At 68.2% G+C, this 17,642-nt stretch carries 10 protein-coding genes; 2 read left to right on the forward strand and 8 right to left on the reverse strand.

Features of this window, described 5'->3' with window-relative positions; all coding sequences use genetic code 11:
• Nucleotides 1–46 precede the first annotated feature (46 nt).
• The 4 genes from HY049_08685 to HY049_08700 form a co-directional block, all read right to left on the reverse strand.
• A complete protein-coding gene (locus HY049_08685; GenBank protein MBI3448974.1) occupies nucleotides 47–2,830 on the reverse strand; it encodes a zinc-dependent metalloprotease in 2,784 nt (927 codons plus the stop codon).
• A gap of 102 nt (nucleotides 2,831–2,932) precedes the next feature.
• On the reverse strand, nucleotides 2,933–6,226 hold the full coding sequence (locus tag HY049_08690) for a hypothetical protein (protein MBI3448975.1): 3,294 nt from the start codon (nucleotides 6,224–6,226) through the stop codon (nucleotides 2,933–2,935).
• Nucleotides 6,227–6,327: 101 nt separating this feature from the next.
• Nucleotides 6,328–6,489 (reverse strand): hypothetical protein, encoded by a 162-nt coding sequence (locus tag HY049_08695; GenBank protein MBI3448976.1) that lies wholly within the window; start codon nucleotides 6,487–6,489, stop codon nucleotides 6,328–6,330.
• Nucleotides 6,490–6,501: 12 nt separating this feature from the next.
• Nucleotides 6,502–9,972 (reverse strand): thrombospondin type 3 repeat-containing protein, encoded by a 3,471-nt coding sequence (locus HY049_08700; GenBank protein MBI3448977.1) that lies wholly within the window; start codon nucleotides 9,970–9,972, stop codon nucleotides 6,502–6,504.
• Between the two features lie 93 nt (nucleotides 9,973–10,065).
• Here HY049_08700 and HY049_08705 point away from each other — a divergent pair, with 93 nt between their 5' ends.
• Nucleotides 10,066–13,260, forward strand: coding sequence for a CHAT domain-containing protein (locus tag HY049_08705; GenBank protein MBI3448978.1), 3,195 nt, complete (start codon nucleotides 10,066–10,068; stop codon nucleotides 13,258–13,260).
• A 4-nt stretch (nucleotides 13,261–13,264) separates the two neighbouring features.
• Here the strand turns inward: HY049_08705 and HY049_08710 are convergent, their stop codons facing one another.
• The 4 genes from HY049_08710 to aqpZ all read right to left on the reverse strand — a co-directional run bounded on the left by HY049_08710 (nucleotide 13,265) and on the right by aqpZ (nucleotide 16,458).
• Nucleotides 13,265–14,101: a zf-HC2 domain-containing protein gene (locus HY049_08710; GenBank protein MBI3448979.1), complete on the reverse strand. Its 837-nt coding sequence runs from the start codon at nucleotides 14,099–14,101 to the stop codon at nucleotides 13,265–13,267.
• Nucleotides 14,088–14,657, reverse strand: a complete 570-nt coding sequence (locus HY049_08715; GenBank protein ID MBI3448980.1) for a sigma-70 family RNA polymerase sigma factor — start codon at nucleotides 14,655–14,657, stop codon at nucleotides 14,088–14,090. Before HY049_08715 ends, HY049_08710 begins: the two co-directional genes overlap by 14 nt.
• 117 nt (nucleotides 14,658–14,774) lie before the next feature.
• Complete coding sequence (locus HY049_08720) at nucleotides 14,775–15,569, reverse strand: hypothetical protein (protein MBI3448981.1); 795 nt, start codon at nucleotides 15,567–15,569, stop codon at nucleotides 14,775–14,777.
• A 199-nt stretch (nucleotides 15,570–15,768) separates the two neighbouring features.
• Complete coding sequence (gene aqpZ, locus HY049_08725; protein MBI3448982.1) at nucleotides 15,769–16,458, reverse strand: aquaporin Z; 690 nt, start codon at nucleotides 16,456–16,458, stop codon at nucleotides 15,769–15,771.
• Between the two features lie 103 nt (nucleotides 16,459–16,561).
• Here aqpZ and glk point away from each other — a divergent pair, with 103 nt between their 5' ends.
• Nucleotides 16,562–17,542: a glucokinase gene (glk, locus tag HY049_08730; GenBank protein MBI3448983.1), complete on the forward strand. Its 981-nt coding sequence runs from the start codon at nucleotides 16,562–16,564 to the stop codon at nucleotides 17,540–17,542.
• Nucleotides 17,543–17,642 lie beyond the last annotated feature (100 nt).

Raw genomic sequence — 17,642 nt, forward strand, 5'->3', positions numbered from 1 at the left:
GGCCGGGGGAAAGCGCCCTCGTCGGGTCAGCGGACTTCGTCTCCGGTCAGGCGCCCCGGACCATCTTCGCGTCGAGCGCGCCGTCGATCCGCGACTGCGAGTCGACGAGGTGCGCCTTCGTCGAGGCCCCGAGGCCCCGAGCCTTGAGCGCCGTCGCGAGGCGCCCCTTCAATTCGGTGAGGTCGGTCCTCGAGAGGGCCACCGCCTCGTTCGGGGCGTTCGCGACCGCTCCTGTTGCGAGCCGGATCAGGTGATCGAGGTGCGCCCGCTGGAGACCCCGCCGGAACGAGTCGATCTCGATCTTCGGCGGCGCGGCGCCCGCCGCCGCGCTCGATGCGGGAAGCTCCTTCCAGATGCTGTCCCTGAGGCTCCCGAAGATCTCGGCCATCTCGACGTGATCGTCCCCCTTCGCGACCTTCGTGTCCGCGTCGAGGACGCGGCCGAGGAGGATCGGATGGTAGATCCTGTTCATCGCGACCTCCTGGAGGAGGAGGATGCTGTCGTGCACCGGATAGTCGAGGCGCCCGTTCGGCGGGGGAGGCGCGAACCACGTCAGCGGCCCGAACCGATCGCTCGCGAGCGCGTTCACGAGAGCCGGCGAGAACTGGAAGGCGTCGGGGGCGAAGAGGTACGTGTTGAGGAACGCGAGGGCCCGCCGCTGCTCGGCGGCGGCGACGGGGACGTAGGGAGCGCGGCCGCTCGGGTCGCCGGCGTGATCGCGGTTGTGCATGACGCCGCCGACGTACTTCGTGATCGAGTTCACCGCCGGGAAGTACTCACCGATCCCCTGGTTGAAGGCGCGGCGGACCACCTGGTATCCCTCCCCCTGGGCCGTCACCTTTCCGGGGAGCGAGGCCCACAGCTCGCGGGCGAGGCGCACGCGATCGGTGTAGAACCCGATCGGGTCGCTCCCGATATCCCATTGATGATTGCGCGGGTCCATCCCGACCGGGAGCGCGACGAACCCGGCCGCGTCCTCGTCGGTCGCGTACGCGAGCGCCGGCTCCGCCGAGCGCGACGCGATCTTCCGGAGCTCAGGAAGCTCACTCTCGGGGCTCGACGCCTGGATGGGCTTGTAGGCGTACTCGATCGCCCAGTAGTCGTAGGGGCCGAGGCTCGTCTGCCAGTACTGCCCCTGGCGGCCGCCCGGCGGCGCGAGGTTGACCGGCGTGTACTCCATGACCGATCCGGTGAGCCCGGTGCTGTCCGTCCTTCCGGAATCCTGGAGCTCGTCGAGCGAGTGGAGCAGGCTCGCGCGGAAATTGTGCCTCAGGCCCAGGGTGTGGCCGAACTCGTGAGCCGCGATCGCCATGAGGAACTCGTTGACGTACCGGTCCTCCTCCGGCCCGCCCGGGACCATCATCCCGCGCGCTTCGAGGAGCCCGAGCCCGAATCCCGCCTGCCGGTAGGCCTCCGTGCCGAGGCCGCACGCGAGGAGCGGATTGCGGAACAGCGTCCCCGAAGCCGGCGCGAGCGATGCGGCCTCCGGCGCGCCCGACTCGGACGCGCGGAGCTCGGCGATCATCCCCTGCATCGCCGTGACGGGGTTCACGAGCTCGCGGAACTCCCGGCGGCCGAAGCGGGTCATCGACTCGGAGAAGCCGATGTCGGCGTCGTAGATCTGCCCCGTGTAGGGGTTCGCCTGCGACGGCCCGATGGCGAAGGCGGCGTCGGTCGCGACGAACCAGCGGACGCTCGCGTAGCGCGCGTCGGCGCTGTCCCAGTTGGGGTCCTCGGGGGCCTGCTTCACGACGATGGCGTCCTTGAAGCCGATCTTCTCGAAGGCCCTGTTCCAGAGGAGGATGCCGTCGCCGATCGCCTTGCGGTACTTCTGCGGGATCGTGTTGTCGAGGTAGTACGTGATGGGCTCTTTCGGCGCCGACATCGCGGCCGAGGGGTCCGCCTTCTCGAGCATCCACCGCTGGACGTAGTGGACGGCGGGGTTGGCCCCCGCGTCGCTCGAGTAGTCGAGCGCGGTCGTGGAGAAGTGGCCTATCCGATCGTCGGCGATCCTCGGGCGGTAGTCACCGTCCGGGAGCGCCGTCACCGAGTAGTTGTAGTGGAGGATCATGCTCCGCGAGTCGGCGAGGATCCCGAAGACGGTCGACCGCGGGTTCGCGAAGTTCAGCGCCGCCTCGATCTCGACGTTCTTCGGGAAGGCCTTCACCCTCGCGAAGTAAGAGTTCTCCTTGTCGAGCCCGTACGCGCTCTTGAGCACCAGGTCGGTGAACTGGCCGACGCGCTCGACGTCGCGGATGAAGTACGGCGACATCTCCACGAGGTCGCTCTTGCGGTCGGGGTGAGGCTGGCTCTCGAGCTTCGCCGTCCCGAGGAGCGAGTCGGTGAAGGATCGCGCCACCGCCTCCTTCATCGCGGGATCGGAGTCCGCCCGGAACATCACGTTCCTCGCGATGAGCTGCACCCCCTTCCCGACCTTGTGGAACTGGACGAGGTAGTTGTCGAGCATCTGGTTGCCGAGGAACTCCCCCTCGCCGACCCCGTTGAGCCGCGTGACCGAGACCATGAAGTCCCTGTCGTATTGATCGGGCTTGATCTCGAGGTAGGTCTTGTCGTCCTTGCGGTAGACGTTGAAGAGCCCCTCCTGAACGGCGTAGTCCTTGATCACGTCCGCGAAGGGCTTCTCCTTCGCCTCGTCCTTCTTGTCGGGGGGCTTGGCGGCGTCCGCCCCCCCCTTCGTCTCGTCCTGCTTGTCCCTGTCCTTCTTCCGCTCGATCCCGCCCGTCTCCGCCGCGAGCGCCGGATAGGCGTGCGCACCCGCCAGCGAGAGCACCAGTCCTGCCGCGACCGCGGCCCACGTCGTGCGTTTCATCTTCATCCTCCCGAAGACAGACCTGTGTCTATGGCGACCGACAGGGTCCCTAGACGCACGGGAAGGGAGATTGTTGCAACCGGGGATCCGGGGGCCGGACTCTTACCGGGGCTTCTTCTTCGGGACGGTGACGGTGGCGGTGCAGGAAGCGGCGTTGCCGGCCTGATCGGTCCCCTCCCCGGAGAGAGTGTCCGTCACGCCTACCGTCGCCTGGATCGGGATCATCTTGTGCTTCGGCGGCCAGAGAACCGACGGCGTCACGCTGCACGTCACCGACGGCGGCGTCCGGTCGATGTTGATGCCGTTCACCGATACCTGGGCCGCGTTGCCGGCCACGTCCGTGGCGGCGCCCGTCGCCGACTGGCTCTGACCCTCGTTCGTGATCACCGCCGGCGTGTCGCACGAGGCGAGGCCTGACAGCGCGTCGGCGCAGGTGTAAGTCACCGTGACGTCGGTGTTGTTCCAGCCGCTCGCGTTCGGCGGCGGATCCTGCGATGCGGTGATGGCCGGCGGCGTCCTGTCGATGCGCACCGTGACCGTGTTCGGCATCTCGGGGTTCCCGAAGTTGTCCACGGCGAAGAACTTCACCGCCGTCTCCCCCTCCGTCGAGACGATCGGCGAGACGGCGTCCGCTACGACGGCCTGGGCCGGCTCGCTCTGCGCGCCGCTCAGGACGTAGTCGATTTCGCGGATCCCCGATCCGTTCGGATCGTCGGCGGCGGTGAGATTCACGGCCACGTCGCCGCTGTTCCATCCGGCGCCGTTCGGAGCCGGCGAGACGACGCCCACCGACACCGGGTCGTCGTCGTCGGGCGCCTGCGTCGGCTCGCAGTCGTCGCCGAAGCCGTCGCCGTCGAGATCGTCCTGGCCCGGGTTGTAGACGGCGGGGCAGTTGTCGAAGGCGTTCGCGACGCCGTCACCGTCGAAGTCGAGGCCGGAGGCGGAGGCGACGGCATCCTGCGCGGTCATCTCGGGGCCATCCTGCGGCTGGCGCGGCGTCCCGTCGTCGAAGGTGACGGAGCCCCGCATGTCGTATTGGAGCGTCGCCCAGTCGTCGCGGGCGATCAGAGTCTTGAGCTCGCCGGTGATGTTCGGAATCGATCGATCGCTGAAGCTGTTGAATGGGAAACCGTGGTCGTCCTGGAGCGGGTTCGTGGCGGGCTTCGTGTAGTCCAGCTTGAAGGTGTCGCCGGCCGCCGCAGGCGACGGGAGCGACAGGTAGAGCCTGTCCTTGGTTACGGCAACGGAGGTGGGCGTGATGGTGCTCGTCCCGTTCACATGGATGGTGAAGGCGCCGGGGGCGGGGACGGAGTTCGGATTGAGTGAGCCCGAGGCCTGAACCGTGACGTTCTGCGCGTCCACCGAATCGCCTCTGGAGCAGCCCGCATTCGCGTCCCGCCGTGCGACGTCGCCGATGACTCCCGTCTCGTCCGTCCTCCCGTTCGGATCGGCGTTCCAGTCGATGGGATGGTTCAGCAGGAGGTAGGCGTCCCTCCCGTTCAATCCGAAGACGCTGTTTCTGGCGAGAGGTCCGGTGATCCCCGCCGGCTCGCTCAGGTTCGTCTCGTCCAGGGGGGCGAACGGGTCGTTGGCGAAGCCGGCCGCCACCCCTCCCGAGTAGTCGAGAGGGCGCGTCGAGACGACGTCGCGGAACTGAAATGAGTAGTTCATGAGGCTCAGGTAGTTCGGCTTGCAGTTCGTGTCGTCGCTGCCGCCGTGGTGGAGCCCCAGCGTGTGGCCGAACTCGTGCATGAAGGTCGCCGCGTCCACATGACGCTCGGCGCACTTCTCGGCCCTCTCCCCCGAGAAGCAGGCCCCGGCCCCGCCGCCCGAGTAGGCCGCCGCGCCCGATCCGTACGGTCTCCAGTCCGGCCCACCCACCGTCACGATCAGATCGTTGCCCGGCAGCTCCGCGACGCCGCTGCTCCCGTTGTCGGCGCAGCTGCCGCTTGAATCGACCGTATCCGCCTGCTGGTGCGCGAAGATCGCGTACCGGAAGACGCGCGCCTTCGCTTCCAGGATGTTCTTCGTGTTCGCGTCAGCCCGCTCCGCCGCCGTGCCGAAGTCCGACTTCTTGAGGTCGTTGAAGCTCGTCGCGGGACACGTCGCCGCGATGTCCTCGGGGAAGGCGATCCGGTTCGAGTGCGGGAGAGCCTCGTCGACGAGCTTCCTCGGATCGGGGTTTGCCGCGTCGCTCCCGACGAAGTGGAGCCTCACGCCGCGCAGGCCGTCGGGATTCGTGACGGGCGCGAAGGCGAAGGCGTTCTTCACCATGTTGAGCGCGGCGTTCGTCGGCTTTTCGCGGTGGTTGGGGTCCTGCATGTAGTCGACCTCGACGAAGAGGTCCTTGTGCTCCGGGTCGGCGTTGTAAGGCGGCTTGTTCAGCGGCAGATCGATCGTCCCGTCGCCGTCCACGTCGAGGCCTTCGGTCTCCCAGTTGTCGCAGAGGCCGTCCCCGTCGTCGTCGCTGTTTCCGTTCCCGTTCGTGTCGCGGCAGTCGTGCTCCCTCAGCGTCCACTCGAAGTGCTCGTGCCCGAAGTAGGGAGTCTGCTGGTTGTCGGGCGGAAGGCAGTGAGGAGAATTGCCGACGACGCACGCGTCCCCCTGAAAGGTCCAGTCGGAGGCGCCGTGGACGACGAAGGCCCCGTGCTCGATCCGGATCTGGCTGTCCCCGTCCTCGCAGCAGCCGCTCGCCGGCGGCCACCATCCGGTGTCGAGGAAGCCGACGTTGTCCCCCTCGAAGTGCTGCGTCTGCCCGCAGCTCGAGTACTCCTGCGTCTGGTGATAGGGAGTGCTGTCGAAGTAGACGTTTCCGTAGGCGATTGGCGGGTTCTCGCTGTAGTCGATCTGGACGTCCCCGATCGCGAGCTTGCCGGGGGTTCCGTCGGCGACATACGAGCCTGCCTGCCCCTCGATGGAGACGTCGGTGTATCCCATGAGCGGATCCATGAGCATGAAACCGCACCCGAACGTGCTGTCGGTCGTGTCGTGGACGTGCTCCTTGTACTCCGTCACCTCGACCTTCGTGTCGGGGAGGTACTTCACGACGCACGGGTTCGAGCTCGATCCGAGGCGGCAGTCCGACGGCCCGAGCTTCCCGGCGATCCGCGCCTTGACGTGGTAGCTCTTGCGCGTCTCGTGCAGATGCGACCACTCGGTGGTGAAGGGCGGGGTCCCGAACATGCCGCTTCCCGACGCCGTCCTCTCCTGGTACCCGGTGAACTCGAGATCCCACTCCTTCACGTGCTTGAGCTTCTCGATGTCGTCGGGGGTGAGCGCCGGTGCGGGGATGATCTGGATGTGCTGGACGTCCATCCGGGTCGTCCGTGCGGCCGCGAGCGACGTGGCGAGCGACGCTGCGAGGACGGAGAGCGTCGTGAATCGGACGAATCGCATGGTCACCCCTACCCCCGTCGAATCCGGGTCACCCGGGCGGGCGCTCGCCGGCTTCCAGAGACAGGTCGCGCGAAGGGTGGAATGTCAGCGGCGGGGACGGCTCAGGTCAGGTGCTCCCGCTCGAACTTCAGGACGAGATACATGCCGACCCCAGTTCCGATGCCGCTGAGAACGACGGCGGTCATGAGGCCGATGAAGTCGCCGAGCCACCAGCCAACGGCGCCGCCTACCATCCCTCCGACCATGACCAGGATCTTCGGCATGGGAGCGGCTCCTCAGAGCTTCGGCTTCTTCTTCGGGACGGTGACGGTCGCGTGGCACCAAGTGGCGTTGCCGGCAGCGTCCTCCCCCGTCCAGGTCAGACTGTACACGCGCCCCGGTCCATTCGCGATCCTCTCCGCGCGGATCTGGCCGGTCGTCGATGGCGAACCTACCGCGAACCCCGCGATGTCGCCTGGCTTGTCCTTCCTGTTGACGCTGTCCGGCTCGCTGCTCGTCACCGACGTCAGGACGAACCCGCCCGTACCTGAGAGAGCGTCCGTCACGATTACCGTCGCCGTGATCGGGATCATCCTGTGCTTCGGCGGCCACAGGACGGCCGGACTCACGGTGCACGTCACTGAGGGAGGCGTCCTGTCGATGTTGATACCGCTCACCGAAACCTGGGCGACGTTGCCGGCGACGTCGGTGGCGTTTCCCGTCGCCGATTGGCCCTGGCCCTCGGCGCCGACAATGACTGGAGCATCACACGACGCGAGCCCTGAGAGCGCGTCCGCGCAGGTGTAGCTGATCGTCACGTCCGAGTTGTTCCACCCGTTCGCATTCGGAGCTGGGGCTTGCGCGGCCACGATCATCGGAACGCTCTTGTCGAGGCGCACGGTCGCCGTGCGCGGCGGCTCGGGATTCCCGGAGTTGTCCACGGCGAAAAACGTCACCGCCGTCTCCCCTTCCGTCGATATGACCGTTGACGCGGCGTCGCCCGCGATCGACTGCTGCGGCTCGCTCTGCGCGCCGGTCATGACGTGATCGATCTCCCGAACACCCGAGCCGTTGGGATCGTCGGCCGCCTCGAGCGTCACCGTCACGTCGGCGCTGCTCCACCCCGAGGCGTTCGCAGAGGGAGTCGCGGTCACACGGGTGGTCGGCGCGTCGATGTCGGCGATTCCGGTGCCGGCGCAATCATCCCCGAGGCCGTCGCCGTCGCTGTCGAGCTGACCCGGGTTCGGAGTCGAGGGGCAGTTGTCGAAGGCGTTCGGAATCCCGTCGCCGTCGAAGTCGACCAAGGAAGCCGCTGAGACCAGCTCGTCCCTTGTGGGCTCCGCATCGGGGAGGGCCTCTCGCGTCGCGCCGTCGGAAAAGGCCGGCGCCATCGCCATGTCGTATTGCAGCGTCGCCCAGTCGTCGCGCGCGAAGAGCGTCGTGAGCTCCTTGGTGATGTTCGGCGTGGAGAAACCGTGCTCGGCGGTGACCGGGCTGCCCCCGAGCTCCGTCACGGGATGGACCGCCGGAGGGTTGTAGTCGAGCTTCACCGTGTCGGCGATGCCGAGGGGCGACGGCAGCGTCAGATAGACGCGCGTTCCCTGGACCGCGACGGACGTCGGCGCGACCGGCGCCGCGCCGTTTACCGAGATCGCGTACGCCGAGGGGGCGGGGACAAACGTCGAATCGAGCGTCACCTTGTACCCTATCGTGACCAACTGCACGTCCGCCGTGCTCCCGCGATCGCACCCACTCACGACGTCCAGCCGGGCGATGTGCGCCGCCACCCCGGTCTCGTCGGTGCGCCCGTTCGGGTCGCCGTTCCAGTCAATCGGGTAGTTGAGGAGGATGTAGGCCGGCAGGCCGTTCAGGCCGTAGACGCTTTCCCTCGCAGTCGGCCCGACGATGCCGTCGGATTCGTCGAGGCTTCTCTCGTCCAGGGGCGCGAAGGGATCGTTCGCGGAGGTGCCGGCCACGCCACCGGAGTAGTCGAGGAGGCGTGTGGAGAGCATGTTCCGGAACTGGAAGGCGTAGCTCATCACGCTCACGTAGTTCGGCTTGCAGTTGATGTCGTCGCCCCCTCCATGGTGCAGCCCCAGCGTGTGCCCGAACTCGTGCATGAAAGTCGCCGCGTCGGCCTGCCTCCTGGCACAGGCCGCTCCCTGTTCCCCGGCGTAGCAGTCGGAAGGGACGCCGCCGGCGAAAAATGACAGGTCGGAGAAGTCCCAGCCTCCCATCGTCACGATCAGATCGTTGCCCGGCAGCTCCGCGACACCGCTGCTGAGGTTGTCGACGCAAGAGCCGTGCGGATCGACCTCGTCCGCCTGCTGGTGCGCGAAGATCGCGTAGCGGAAAGCCAGCTTCTTCGCCTCGAGGATGTTCGCCGCGTTGTTCGGGTCCCCTCTCTCGGCCGCCGTGCCGAAGTTTGCGCTCTTAAGGCCGTCGAAGCTCGCCGCCGGGCAGGAGGTCGCGATGTCCTCGTCGAACCCGATCCGGATGCTGTGCGGCAGCGCTTCGTCCACCAGCTTCTTCTCATCCGGGTTCGCGGCGTCGCTCCCGACGAAATGCAGCCGGACCCCGCGAAAGCCGTCCGGATTGTCCACCTTCGCCGCCGCGAAGGCGTTCCTCACCATGATCAGCGACGCGTCCGACGGCTTCTCGACGTCGTTGGGGTCGGCGGGGTTCTTCTGCATGTAGTCGATCTCGACGAAGAGGTCCTTGTGCTTGGGGTTCGCGTTGTACGGCGGATTGTTCAGCGGCAGATCGATCGTGCCGTCGCCGTCCACGTCGATGCCGTCCGTCTCCCAGTTGTCGCACAGGCCGTCCCCATCGTCGTCGTCGTTGCCGTTGCCATCGGTGTCCTGGCAGAGATGCTCCCTCAGGACCCACTCGCCATGGTCATGGACCGTGACGGGCACCATCGGCGCGGTGTTGGGATCGAAGCAGGCGCTGCCATTCCCATTGCAGAACTGGCCGCTGTAGTCCCAATCAGCGACGCCGTGGACGACGAAGGCGCCCCGTTCGACGCGGACCTGCGAGTCGCCTCCCTCGCAGCAGCCTTGCGATTCGGGATACCAGCCCCCCCCAACAATCGGCCTGCCGAAGAAGGCGTCGTACTCCCGATGATCGGGGGGAAAGCAGGTGTGGTCCTGATACAGGTAGTGCAGCGTCACGTTGTCGAAGGCCACGCTGCCGTAGGCGATCGGCGGGTTCTGGGTGTAGTCGATCTCGACGTCTCCCACGGCCGAGTGCTCCGGTGTGCCGTCGGGGACGTAGGAGCCCGACCCCATGAAATCGATCGTCGACCCCTCCGAGCGCGATCCCGGATTCCCCGAGCAGTCCAGGGAAAAAGAGAGTTCGCTCGTTTGCTTGTCGTCGTAGCCCCGGACTTCCACTTTCGAGTCGGGCGAGTACTGGACGATGCAGGGATTGAGGGAGCCGATGTGGCAGTCGGACGGACCGAACTGGCCCGCGATCCTCGCCTTCGTATGGGAGGTCCGGGTCAGATCATGTTGGTAGGTCCACGAGGTGGCGAACGGCAGGGGATAGGAGGAGCCGCCGCCGGCGGTCGAGCTCGAGTAGATCTCCGTGTATTCGAGATCCCATGTCTTCACCTGATGCAGCCTGGTGATCTGGGCCTGAGTCAGCGGCGGCGCAGGCTTGGTCTGGACGTTCGACGTGGCCGTCCCCGCTGCGACGGGTGAGAAGGCCGCCGTCAGAATCACGCAGGCGGCAACGAGCGACGAGCCGTTCTTTTCGCTGACCATCGAGATCATCCCCCTGAGGGTCAGGTCGCGCGAGCGCGGGGCTTGTCAGAGGGAATCGCGATTGTGCTCGGTTTTTCGGCTAGGATTCGGCGGATGCGGCTTTTCGCCCGAGCCCCCCGAGCCCTTCTTCTCACCGCGCTGCTCCTGTCCATCGCGGCCGCCGATTCCGAGTCGCAGAAGACCCTCGACCTGATCGACGCCGGCCGCTACGAAGAGGCGCTCGGCGCCGCCCGGGAGCGGCTGGCGGGTGTCGAGGCCGCCTCCGGACCCGACGCCCCCGAGGTGGCCCGCGCGATCGCCCTCGTGCTGAAGGCCGGATACTGGTCCTCTCGACCGAAAGACCCGGAGCTTCTCGCGCTCGCGCGGCGTGCCGTCGCCATCGACGAGAGGGCGTCGGGCCCGGACGGCTCCGCCGCAGCCGACAGCCTCCTGGGCCTTGCCACCATCCTCATCGCGCGCGGCGACATCGACGAGGCGAAGGGGATCTGCGAACGGGCCCTCGTGATCCGGGAGAGGGAGTTCGGCCCGCAGAGTCTCGAGGCCGCGGCGTCTCGCCGCTGGCTCGGCATTGTCTTCGAGGAGATGGGAGATCTGCATCGGGCCGCCGCGGAGCAGGGGCGCGTGCTGACCGTCCAGGAGACGCTCCTCGCCCCCGATGATCGCGAGATTGCGAGCACGCTCAACTCCCTCGCCAGCGTTCAGCGACAGCTCGGCGACTACCCGCACGCCGTCGAAAGCCGTCAGAGGTGTCTGGCGATCCGTGAGAAGGCGTTCGGGCCGGACCACCCCCAGGTCGCGTGGGCCGCCCATAATCTGGCGAACCTCTACGCCGACCTCGGGGAGTTCGCCAAGGCCAGGGAGCTCTACGCGCGCGCGCTGGCGATCCGCGAGAGAACCGAGCCGCCGGATCATCCCGATCTCGGGTACAGCCACAACAGCCTCGGGGTGATGGCGTACAACCTCGGCGACTACGGGGCGGCCCGTGCCGAGTACGAGCGGGCCCTCGGCATCCGCGAGAAATCGCTCGGCGCGGACCACGCCCTCGTCGCTGCGACCCTCAACAACCTGGGGAACCTCCTCGACGAGATGGGAGAGGTCGAGAAGGCCCGGGACGTTCTCTCGCGCGCGCTCCAGATCAAGACGCGGAAGCTTGGACCCGATCACGTCAGCACCGCGATCACCGCCAACAACCTCGGCAACGTTCTCGCGAAACTGGGGGAGTTCGATCGGGCCGAGGCGCTCACGCGCCGGGCGCTCGCGATCCGTGAGAAGACACTCGGCGCGGACCACGCCGACGTCGGGAGATCCCTCGACGATCTCGGATGGATTCGCCACCTCCGCGACGACGACGCCGGCGGGATCCCCTCGCTCACGCGCGCGCTGGATGTCCGGGAGAAGGCGCTCTCAGCCGATCACCCCGACGTCGCCGAGACGCTCGAGCGCCTCGCCATCGTGACGTCGGGGGCGGGGGAACCCGCCGCGGCGCTGCCTCTGGCGGCTCGCGCCCTCGACATCCAGAGAAGGACTCTCGGCGCCGACCATCCCACCGTGGCGGGCACCCTTGCCCTCATCGGAGAGATTGACCTGAAGCTGGGACGGGCCGGCGACGCGCTGGCTTCGGCCCTCGAGTCGGAGTCGATCGGCCGCGAGCACTTCCGCCTCACCGCCCGGCACCTCGCGCAGCGGGAGGCGCTGCGCTACGAGGAGGTGCGCGCCTCGGGGCTCGACGTCGCACTTCAGGCGCTGACCCGAATGGCGGGAGATCCCGCCGTCGCCGCGCGCGCCGGCGCGGTGCTGGACGACGTCATCCGCTCGCGCGCGCTCGTCCTCGACGCGATCGGATCTAGGAGGCGGCTCGCCGCCGAGGCGCGCACCGACGAAGCGTCGCGACGGATCTCGGCGCTTCGGGACGCTGCGACGGCCTTTGCGCGTCTCGCGCGCCGCGAGCCGGATCCGGATCACCCCGATCGCTACCTGACGCAGCTCCGCGAGGCGAGAGAGAGGAAAGAGCGGACCGAACGGGATCTGATCGAGATCAGCGCCGCGGAGCGCGAGTGGTCCGATGCCGGCCGCGTCGGCCTCGCCGACGTCCGCGCCGCACTCCCAGAGGGCGCCGTCCTCCTCTCGTACGTCAGGTACACGTCGCGCGCGCCCTCCGAGGAGCGTTACGTTGCCTTCGTGACGGCCGGCGTGAAGAATTCGACGACCGCCGCGGTCTCCCTCGGTCCCGCGTCGAGAATCGACGGGCTCGTCGCCCGCTGGAAGACGGAGGCCGGCCGCGGCGCGCAGGCGCCGAGCGTGGCGCTTCGCCGGCTGGAGGGCGACTACCGCGACTCGGCGCGCGCGCTGAGGAAGGCGATCTGGGATCCGGTCGCGGCGAACGTGAGAGACGCGACGCTCCTCTTCGTCGTCCTGGACGGCGCCCTCGACGTCGTGAACCTCGCGGCGTTCCCCGCCGAAGATGACCGGTACCTTGTCGAGACGGGGCCGCTCATCGCCTACCTTTCCGCGGAGCGTGATCTCGTCTCCGCCACGCGCCCGCGCGACGCCGGCTCGGGGATCCTCGTCGTCGGGGCCGTGGACTACGGAGTGGCTCCGGCCAGCACGGCCGGCGGGCCATGCTCGCCCTTCCACGCGCTCCGGTTCGGGCCACTCCCGGGCGCGCGCGACGAGGCGGACTCGATTGCACGGATATTCACGAGCCGGGGCGGGATCGTCACACGGCTCTCGGGCGCGGACGCGACGGCGCGGCGTTTCCTCGCCGCCGCCCCGAGCCACGAGATCCTCCACGTCGCGACGCACGGTTTCTTCCTCGACGACACCTGCGATCGGCGCGGTGCGACGGGATCCCGTAACGATCCGATGCTCCTCTCGGGCCTCGCCTTCGCGGGGGCGAACCAGCGGCGCGACGACAAACCGCAGACCGACGACGGCCTCCTGACCGCGGAGGAGATCGCGTCGCTCGACCTCTCGCGCGTCGCGTGGGCCGTGCTCTCGGCGTGCAACACGGGCCTCGGCGAGATCAGGAACGGCGAAGGAGTGCTCGGCCTCCGGCGCGCGTTTCAGATTGCCGGGGCCGGAACCCTCATCATGAGCCTCTGGACCGTCCGCGACGAGGACGCGTCGGAGTGGATGCGCGGGCTCTACGACGCCCGCCTCGCGAAGCTCGACACGGCTCACGCGATCCGGAACGTGTCGATGCGGATGCTCGAAGCGCGCCGGAAGGAGGGACGCAGCACGCACCCTGCCGCGTGGGGCGCCTTCGTCGCGTTCGGCGCGTGGCGCTGACAGTTCAGCGAGCCGGTGCGATGATCTCGAACGGCGATTCGATCAGCCTCTCGCCGCTCCCCTGCCCGATCCGGCCGAGCGAGAGGGTGTAGGTCCCGGGCGGAAGCGTCGAGACGGGCACAAGGAGCGTGAGGAGCCGATCCTGCGACCCGTGACCGTCGCGGATCGCCCCGGCCGTCGTCTCGCTCGACCAGACGACGTGCCCTCCCCGATCGCGGATCTCGAAGAGAAGCGGCTCGGCGTCCGCGGCCGCGCGCGGCGCGACGGGTTCGAGGAGAAGCGTGACGAAGTGCGCCCTCGGGTTCAGCTGAATCGTCGGCGCCGATCCCTGCCCTCCACGAGTGGCGCCGAGATAGAGCGCGAGGACCACCTCGCCGCGATCGGGAACCACTGTCGCCGGAGCCTCGGTTCGCGCTTCAGTGCGCGGCGCCTGTGGCGTTGGCGCCTGCTGACGCGCGCGCGGAAGCTCGACGACGCCGAGATATGCGGGGTAGCCGAGGACGGCGACGGTCAGCGTGGCGGCGATCGCGGCGGGGATGAACGGGTGAAGACGCTTGGTTTGCGCGCGCGCCGCGGCGATCGACGCGCGGCAGGCCGTCACCTCGCCGGCGCACGCGGTGCACGTCGCGAGATGCGCGTGGCTCCCCTCCTTCGTTGCCAGCTCGACGATTGTGTCGACCGACAGATGTTCGGGGGCGCCGCGAAGCACCTCGATGGTCTCGAGCACCTCCCGGCACTCCTCGCACTCTTCGAGGTGCCCTCTCACGCGCGCTCGCACCGCGGGGGTGAGACGCCCGGGGAGGGCGTCGACGAGGATCGCGGCGGCTTCATCGTGCGTCATGGGTCGTCATCCTCTTCAGGATCTCGCGGGCTTCCTTCAGGCACTGCCACATCTTCGTCCGGAGCGCGTGCTCGCTTCTCCCCTGCTCGTTCGCGATCTCGGTGTAGGCCCTGCCTTCGTCCATCACCTTGCGAATCAATTCGGCGCACGGAGCGCCCATCCTCTGAAGGACGCGCCGCCCCAGCCCTTCGCGCTCCTTTCGGAGCAGCGCTTCGTCGGGGCGCGCGCGCCCGTCGGGGTGACCCGCGTCCAGCGGCTCCGTGCTGCGGTGCCTCCTCATCCAGTCCACGCAGCGCCGGCACGCGATCGTCTCGGTCAGCGAGAAGAGCGACTCTCTGAGCTTCAGATCCTTGCCGGCGACGGCCTGCCAGAGCTGGGTCATCACCTCCTGGACGACTTCGATCCGATCGGTCTCGGGAACGTAGTACCCCTTGAACCGGACGATGCGCGCGGCGTGGCTCTGGACCTCGGCGATCAGGTCAGGGTCGGCCCGAAGGAACCGTGCGGTCTGATCCTCAGGCGTTGCCGCGTCCCGGGTTCGATCCCGCCGCGCCATGACGAAAAGGCTACCACAGGGTCGGCGGCAGTCCCGAACGACGCGACGCACTCAAGCCACAGGTCGCGGGAGCGAGGGACTTGTCACTCGCCTCAAAGGACGGCGAATCGCCCAAGCTCAGGAGATCCAGTTGAGTTGATCCCACCGGACGACCCAGACCCCGGCCGACCGGGCGAGATAATACGTGTGGCCCGAGGCGCCGGTCAGACCGGCGTAGTGGCGGCCTCCTGCCTCCACCGTGTCGTCGCCCGCTCGAGCGATGTAGAAGATTGAAAAGCTGATGCGTCCCCTCCCCGACTCGAAGCGCGAGCCGCGCTGGACGCGAACCGCGCCGTCATCGAACCGATGGAGAAAACCCGGAGTCGGATCCGTCCCGAGAAGATCGAGGTGATACACCGTTCGCCGGTCGGTGAACATCTTCGCGAACTGGATCGCCTCGTACCGCACGATTGCCTCACAGATCTCCTCCTCGTCCGGCGTCGGCCGCCGCACCGCAAGAGGGATGTCGTATCGAAGATCTTGGAGTCGGACCTCCTGAGGTGAATCCGACTCCCGTCGGGGCCTGTCCTCGACTTCGACGAACCCCCAGGGGTCGGCGTGCACGACGGCCTTGTACTCGAACCGCACGGGCAGGTCACGGAAGACGGCCCGGCCGTCGTCGTCGGTTGTCGCCTCCCTGACGATCGCGCGCCGCTTCGACTTCGAAGCGAGCGTCACCCTCAGACCGGGGAACGGATGCTGGTCTCGGTCGACGGCTCGGATGGCGAAGACGCCGCGCGGCGGGACCTCCGGATCCGCGCCGAATCCCTTGAGTCCGGCGCAGGCGGTGACCAGCGAGAGCGCTACCACGACTCCCGCGAGGCACGATTGAACGCGCGTCCACGAGGCGCGGGGTTCTGTCGCGGGGCTCATCTTTGCTCCCTGGCCACAGCGGTTCGGCGAGGATGGCGTGTCGCCCACTTGGACGCCCACGACCGACTCGTGGTTGGCGGACGATGGCAGCGGATGACGGGTGTGCGTTTCCTCGTCGACGCAGACGGTCAGAGAACCGTCTCGAGGCCCTCGGAGCGAAGAGTCAGCGACTTCGGATACTCGGACGGTTCGTCGTCCCTCAGCTCTCCTCGGTCCGGATGAACCGGTACGCCATCGCGCCCAGGAGCGCCCCGACGATGGGCGCGACCCAGAACATCCAGAGCTGGGCCATCGCCCAGCCGCCCACGAAGACAGCGACACCGGTGCTCCGCGCGGGATTCACGGAGGTGTTGGTGACGGGGATGCTGACGAGATGGATCAGCGTGAGCGCGAGGCCGATCGGCAGCGGCGCGAATCCCGCGGGAACGCGCTTCTCGGTGGAACCGAGGATGATGAAGAGGAAGAACATCGTCATGACGATCTCGGTGACGAGCCCGGCCGTCAGCGAGTAGCCGCCGGGGGAATGAGCTCCGTACCCGTTCGCCGCGAACCCGTGGGCGACGTCGAAACCGGGAGCCCCACCCGCGATGACGAGGAGGACCCCCCCGGCCGCCACCGCCCCGAGCACCTGGGCGCCGATGTACGACCCCAGCTTCGCCGACGGAAAGCGCCCCGCGGCCCAGAGGCCAATCGACACGGCCGGGTTGAGATGGCACCCCGAGACGTGGCCGATCGCGTACGCCATCGTCAGCACCGTCAGCCCGAAGGCGCACGAGACGCCGAGAAGCCCGATGCCGACACCCGGAAACGCCGCCGCGAGCATCGCGCTGCCGCAGCCGCCGAGAACCAGCCAGAAGGTCCCGAGGAACTCCGCGCTTGATTGTTTCATCCAATCCTCCCGAGTGCGTCAGCGGACCTGAATTCCGCCCGCAAACTACACCCAACGAAGGAGAGACTCCATCGATCCGCCCGCCTCTGGTATCCTCACCCGCATGATCCTCGCAGGCGACATCGGCGGAACGAAGACCAGCCTCGCGCTCTTCGCGGTGGAGTCGGGGCGCCTGCTTCGCAGCGCCTCGACGACCGTTGCGAGCGCCGACTACCCCGGCCTCGCGGAGGCCGTCGGCGCCTTCCTGATGTCGCCGCGGCCGCCGATCGAGGCTGCGGCCTTCGGCGTCGCCGGACCGGTCGTGAATGGAAGGGTCAAGACCACCAACCTCCCGTGGATCGTCGACCAGCAGGAGATGACGAAGTACCTCGGCGCTCGGGTCGTCCGGCTCCTCAACGATCTCGAGGCGATGGCGTGGGGGATCGAGCAGCTCGACGCCGACGACCTCCTGACCCTCCAGCCCGGCGAGCCGAGCCCGGACGGGAACGCCGCGCTCATCGCGGCGGGGACGGGGCTGGGCGAGGCGATCCTGTTCCGGCACGACGGGAAGCTCATCCCGAGCGCGTCGGAGGGAGGGCACGCCGACTTCGCGCCGATCGACGCCGAGATGGACGCGTTCCTGAAGTGGCTTCGCGATCAGCGAGGCCACGTGTCGGTCGAGCGGGTCGCGTCGGGTCTCGGCCTCGAGACGATCTACCCCTTCTTCCACGACCCGGCCGCCGGCGGGAGCCCGCCGCACGCGCGATCGAGCGGCGAGATCGGAGCCGCCGTGGCCCGCGCCGCGGCGAGCGGCGAGTGCGGAGGGTGCAGCCGGACGTTCGGCCTCTTCCTCAGGGCGCTCGGCGCCGAGGCGGGAAACCTCGCGCTCAAGGCGAAGGCGACGGCCGGCGTCTACATCAGCGGCGGCGTCGCGTACAAGAACCTCGAGGCGATGAAGGACGGACGGTTCCTGCGCGCCTTCCTCGAGAAAGGCCGCTTCGCGGGGTTCATGGAGCGGATCCCGGTCCACGTCATCCTCGACCAGACGACGCCGCTTCTCGGGGCCGCCCTCGCCGCCGCGCGCGCGGCCGGGAAGATGCTCTAGGACGCCTCTGCCGCCTCGACCCCCAGCCTGAAGGCCTGCCGGTTCAGCTCCTCGGTCCCCTTCGGCACGCGCGCGAGGACCGCGGCCAGACGTCACTACA

The organism is Acidobacteriota bacterium, assembly GCA_016195325.1.
GTDB lineage: Bacteria > Acidobacteriota > Polarisedimenticolia > JACPZX01 > JACPZX01 > JACPZX01.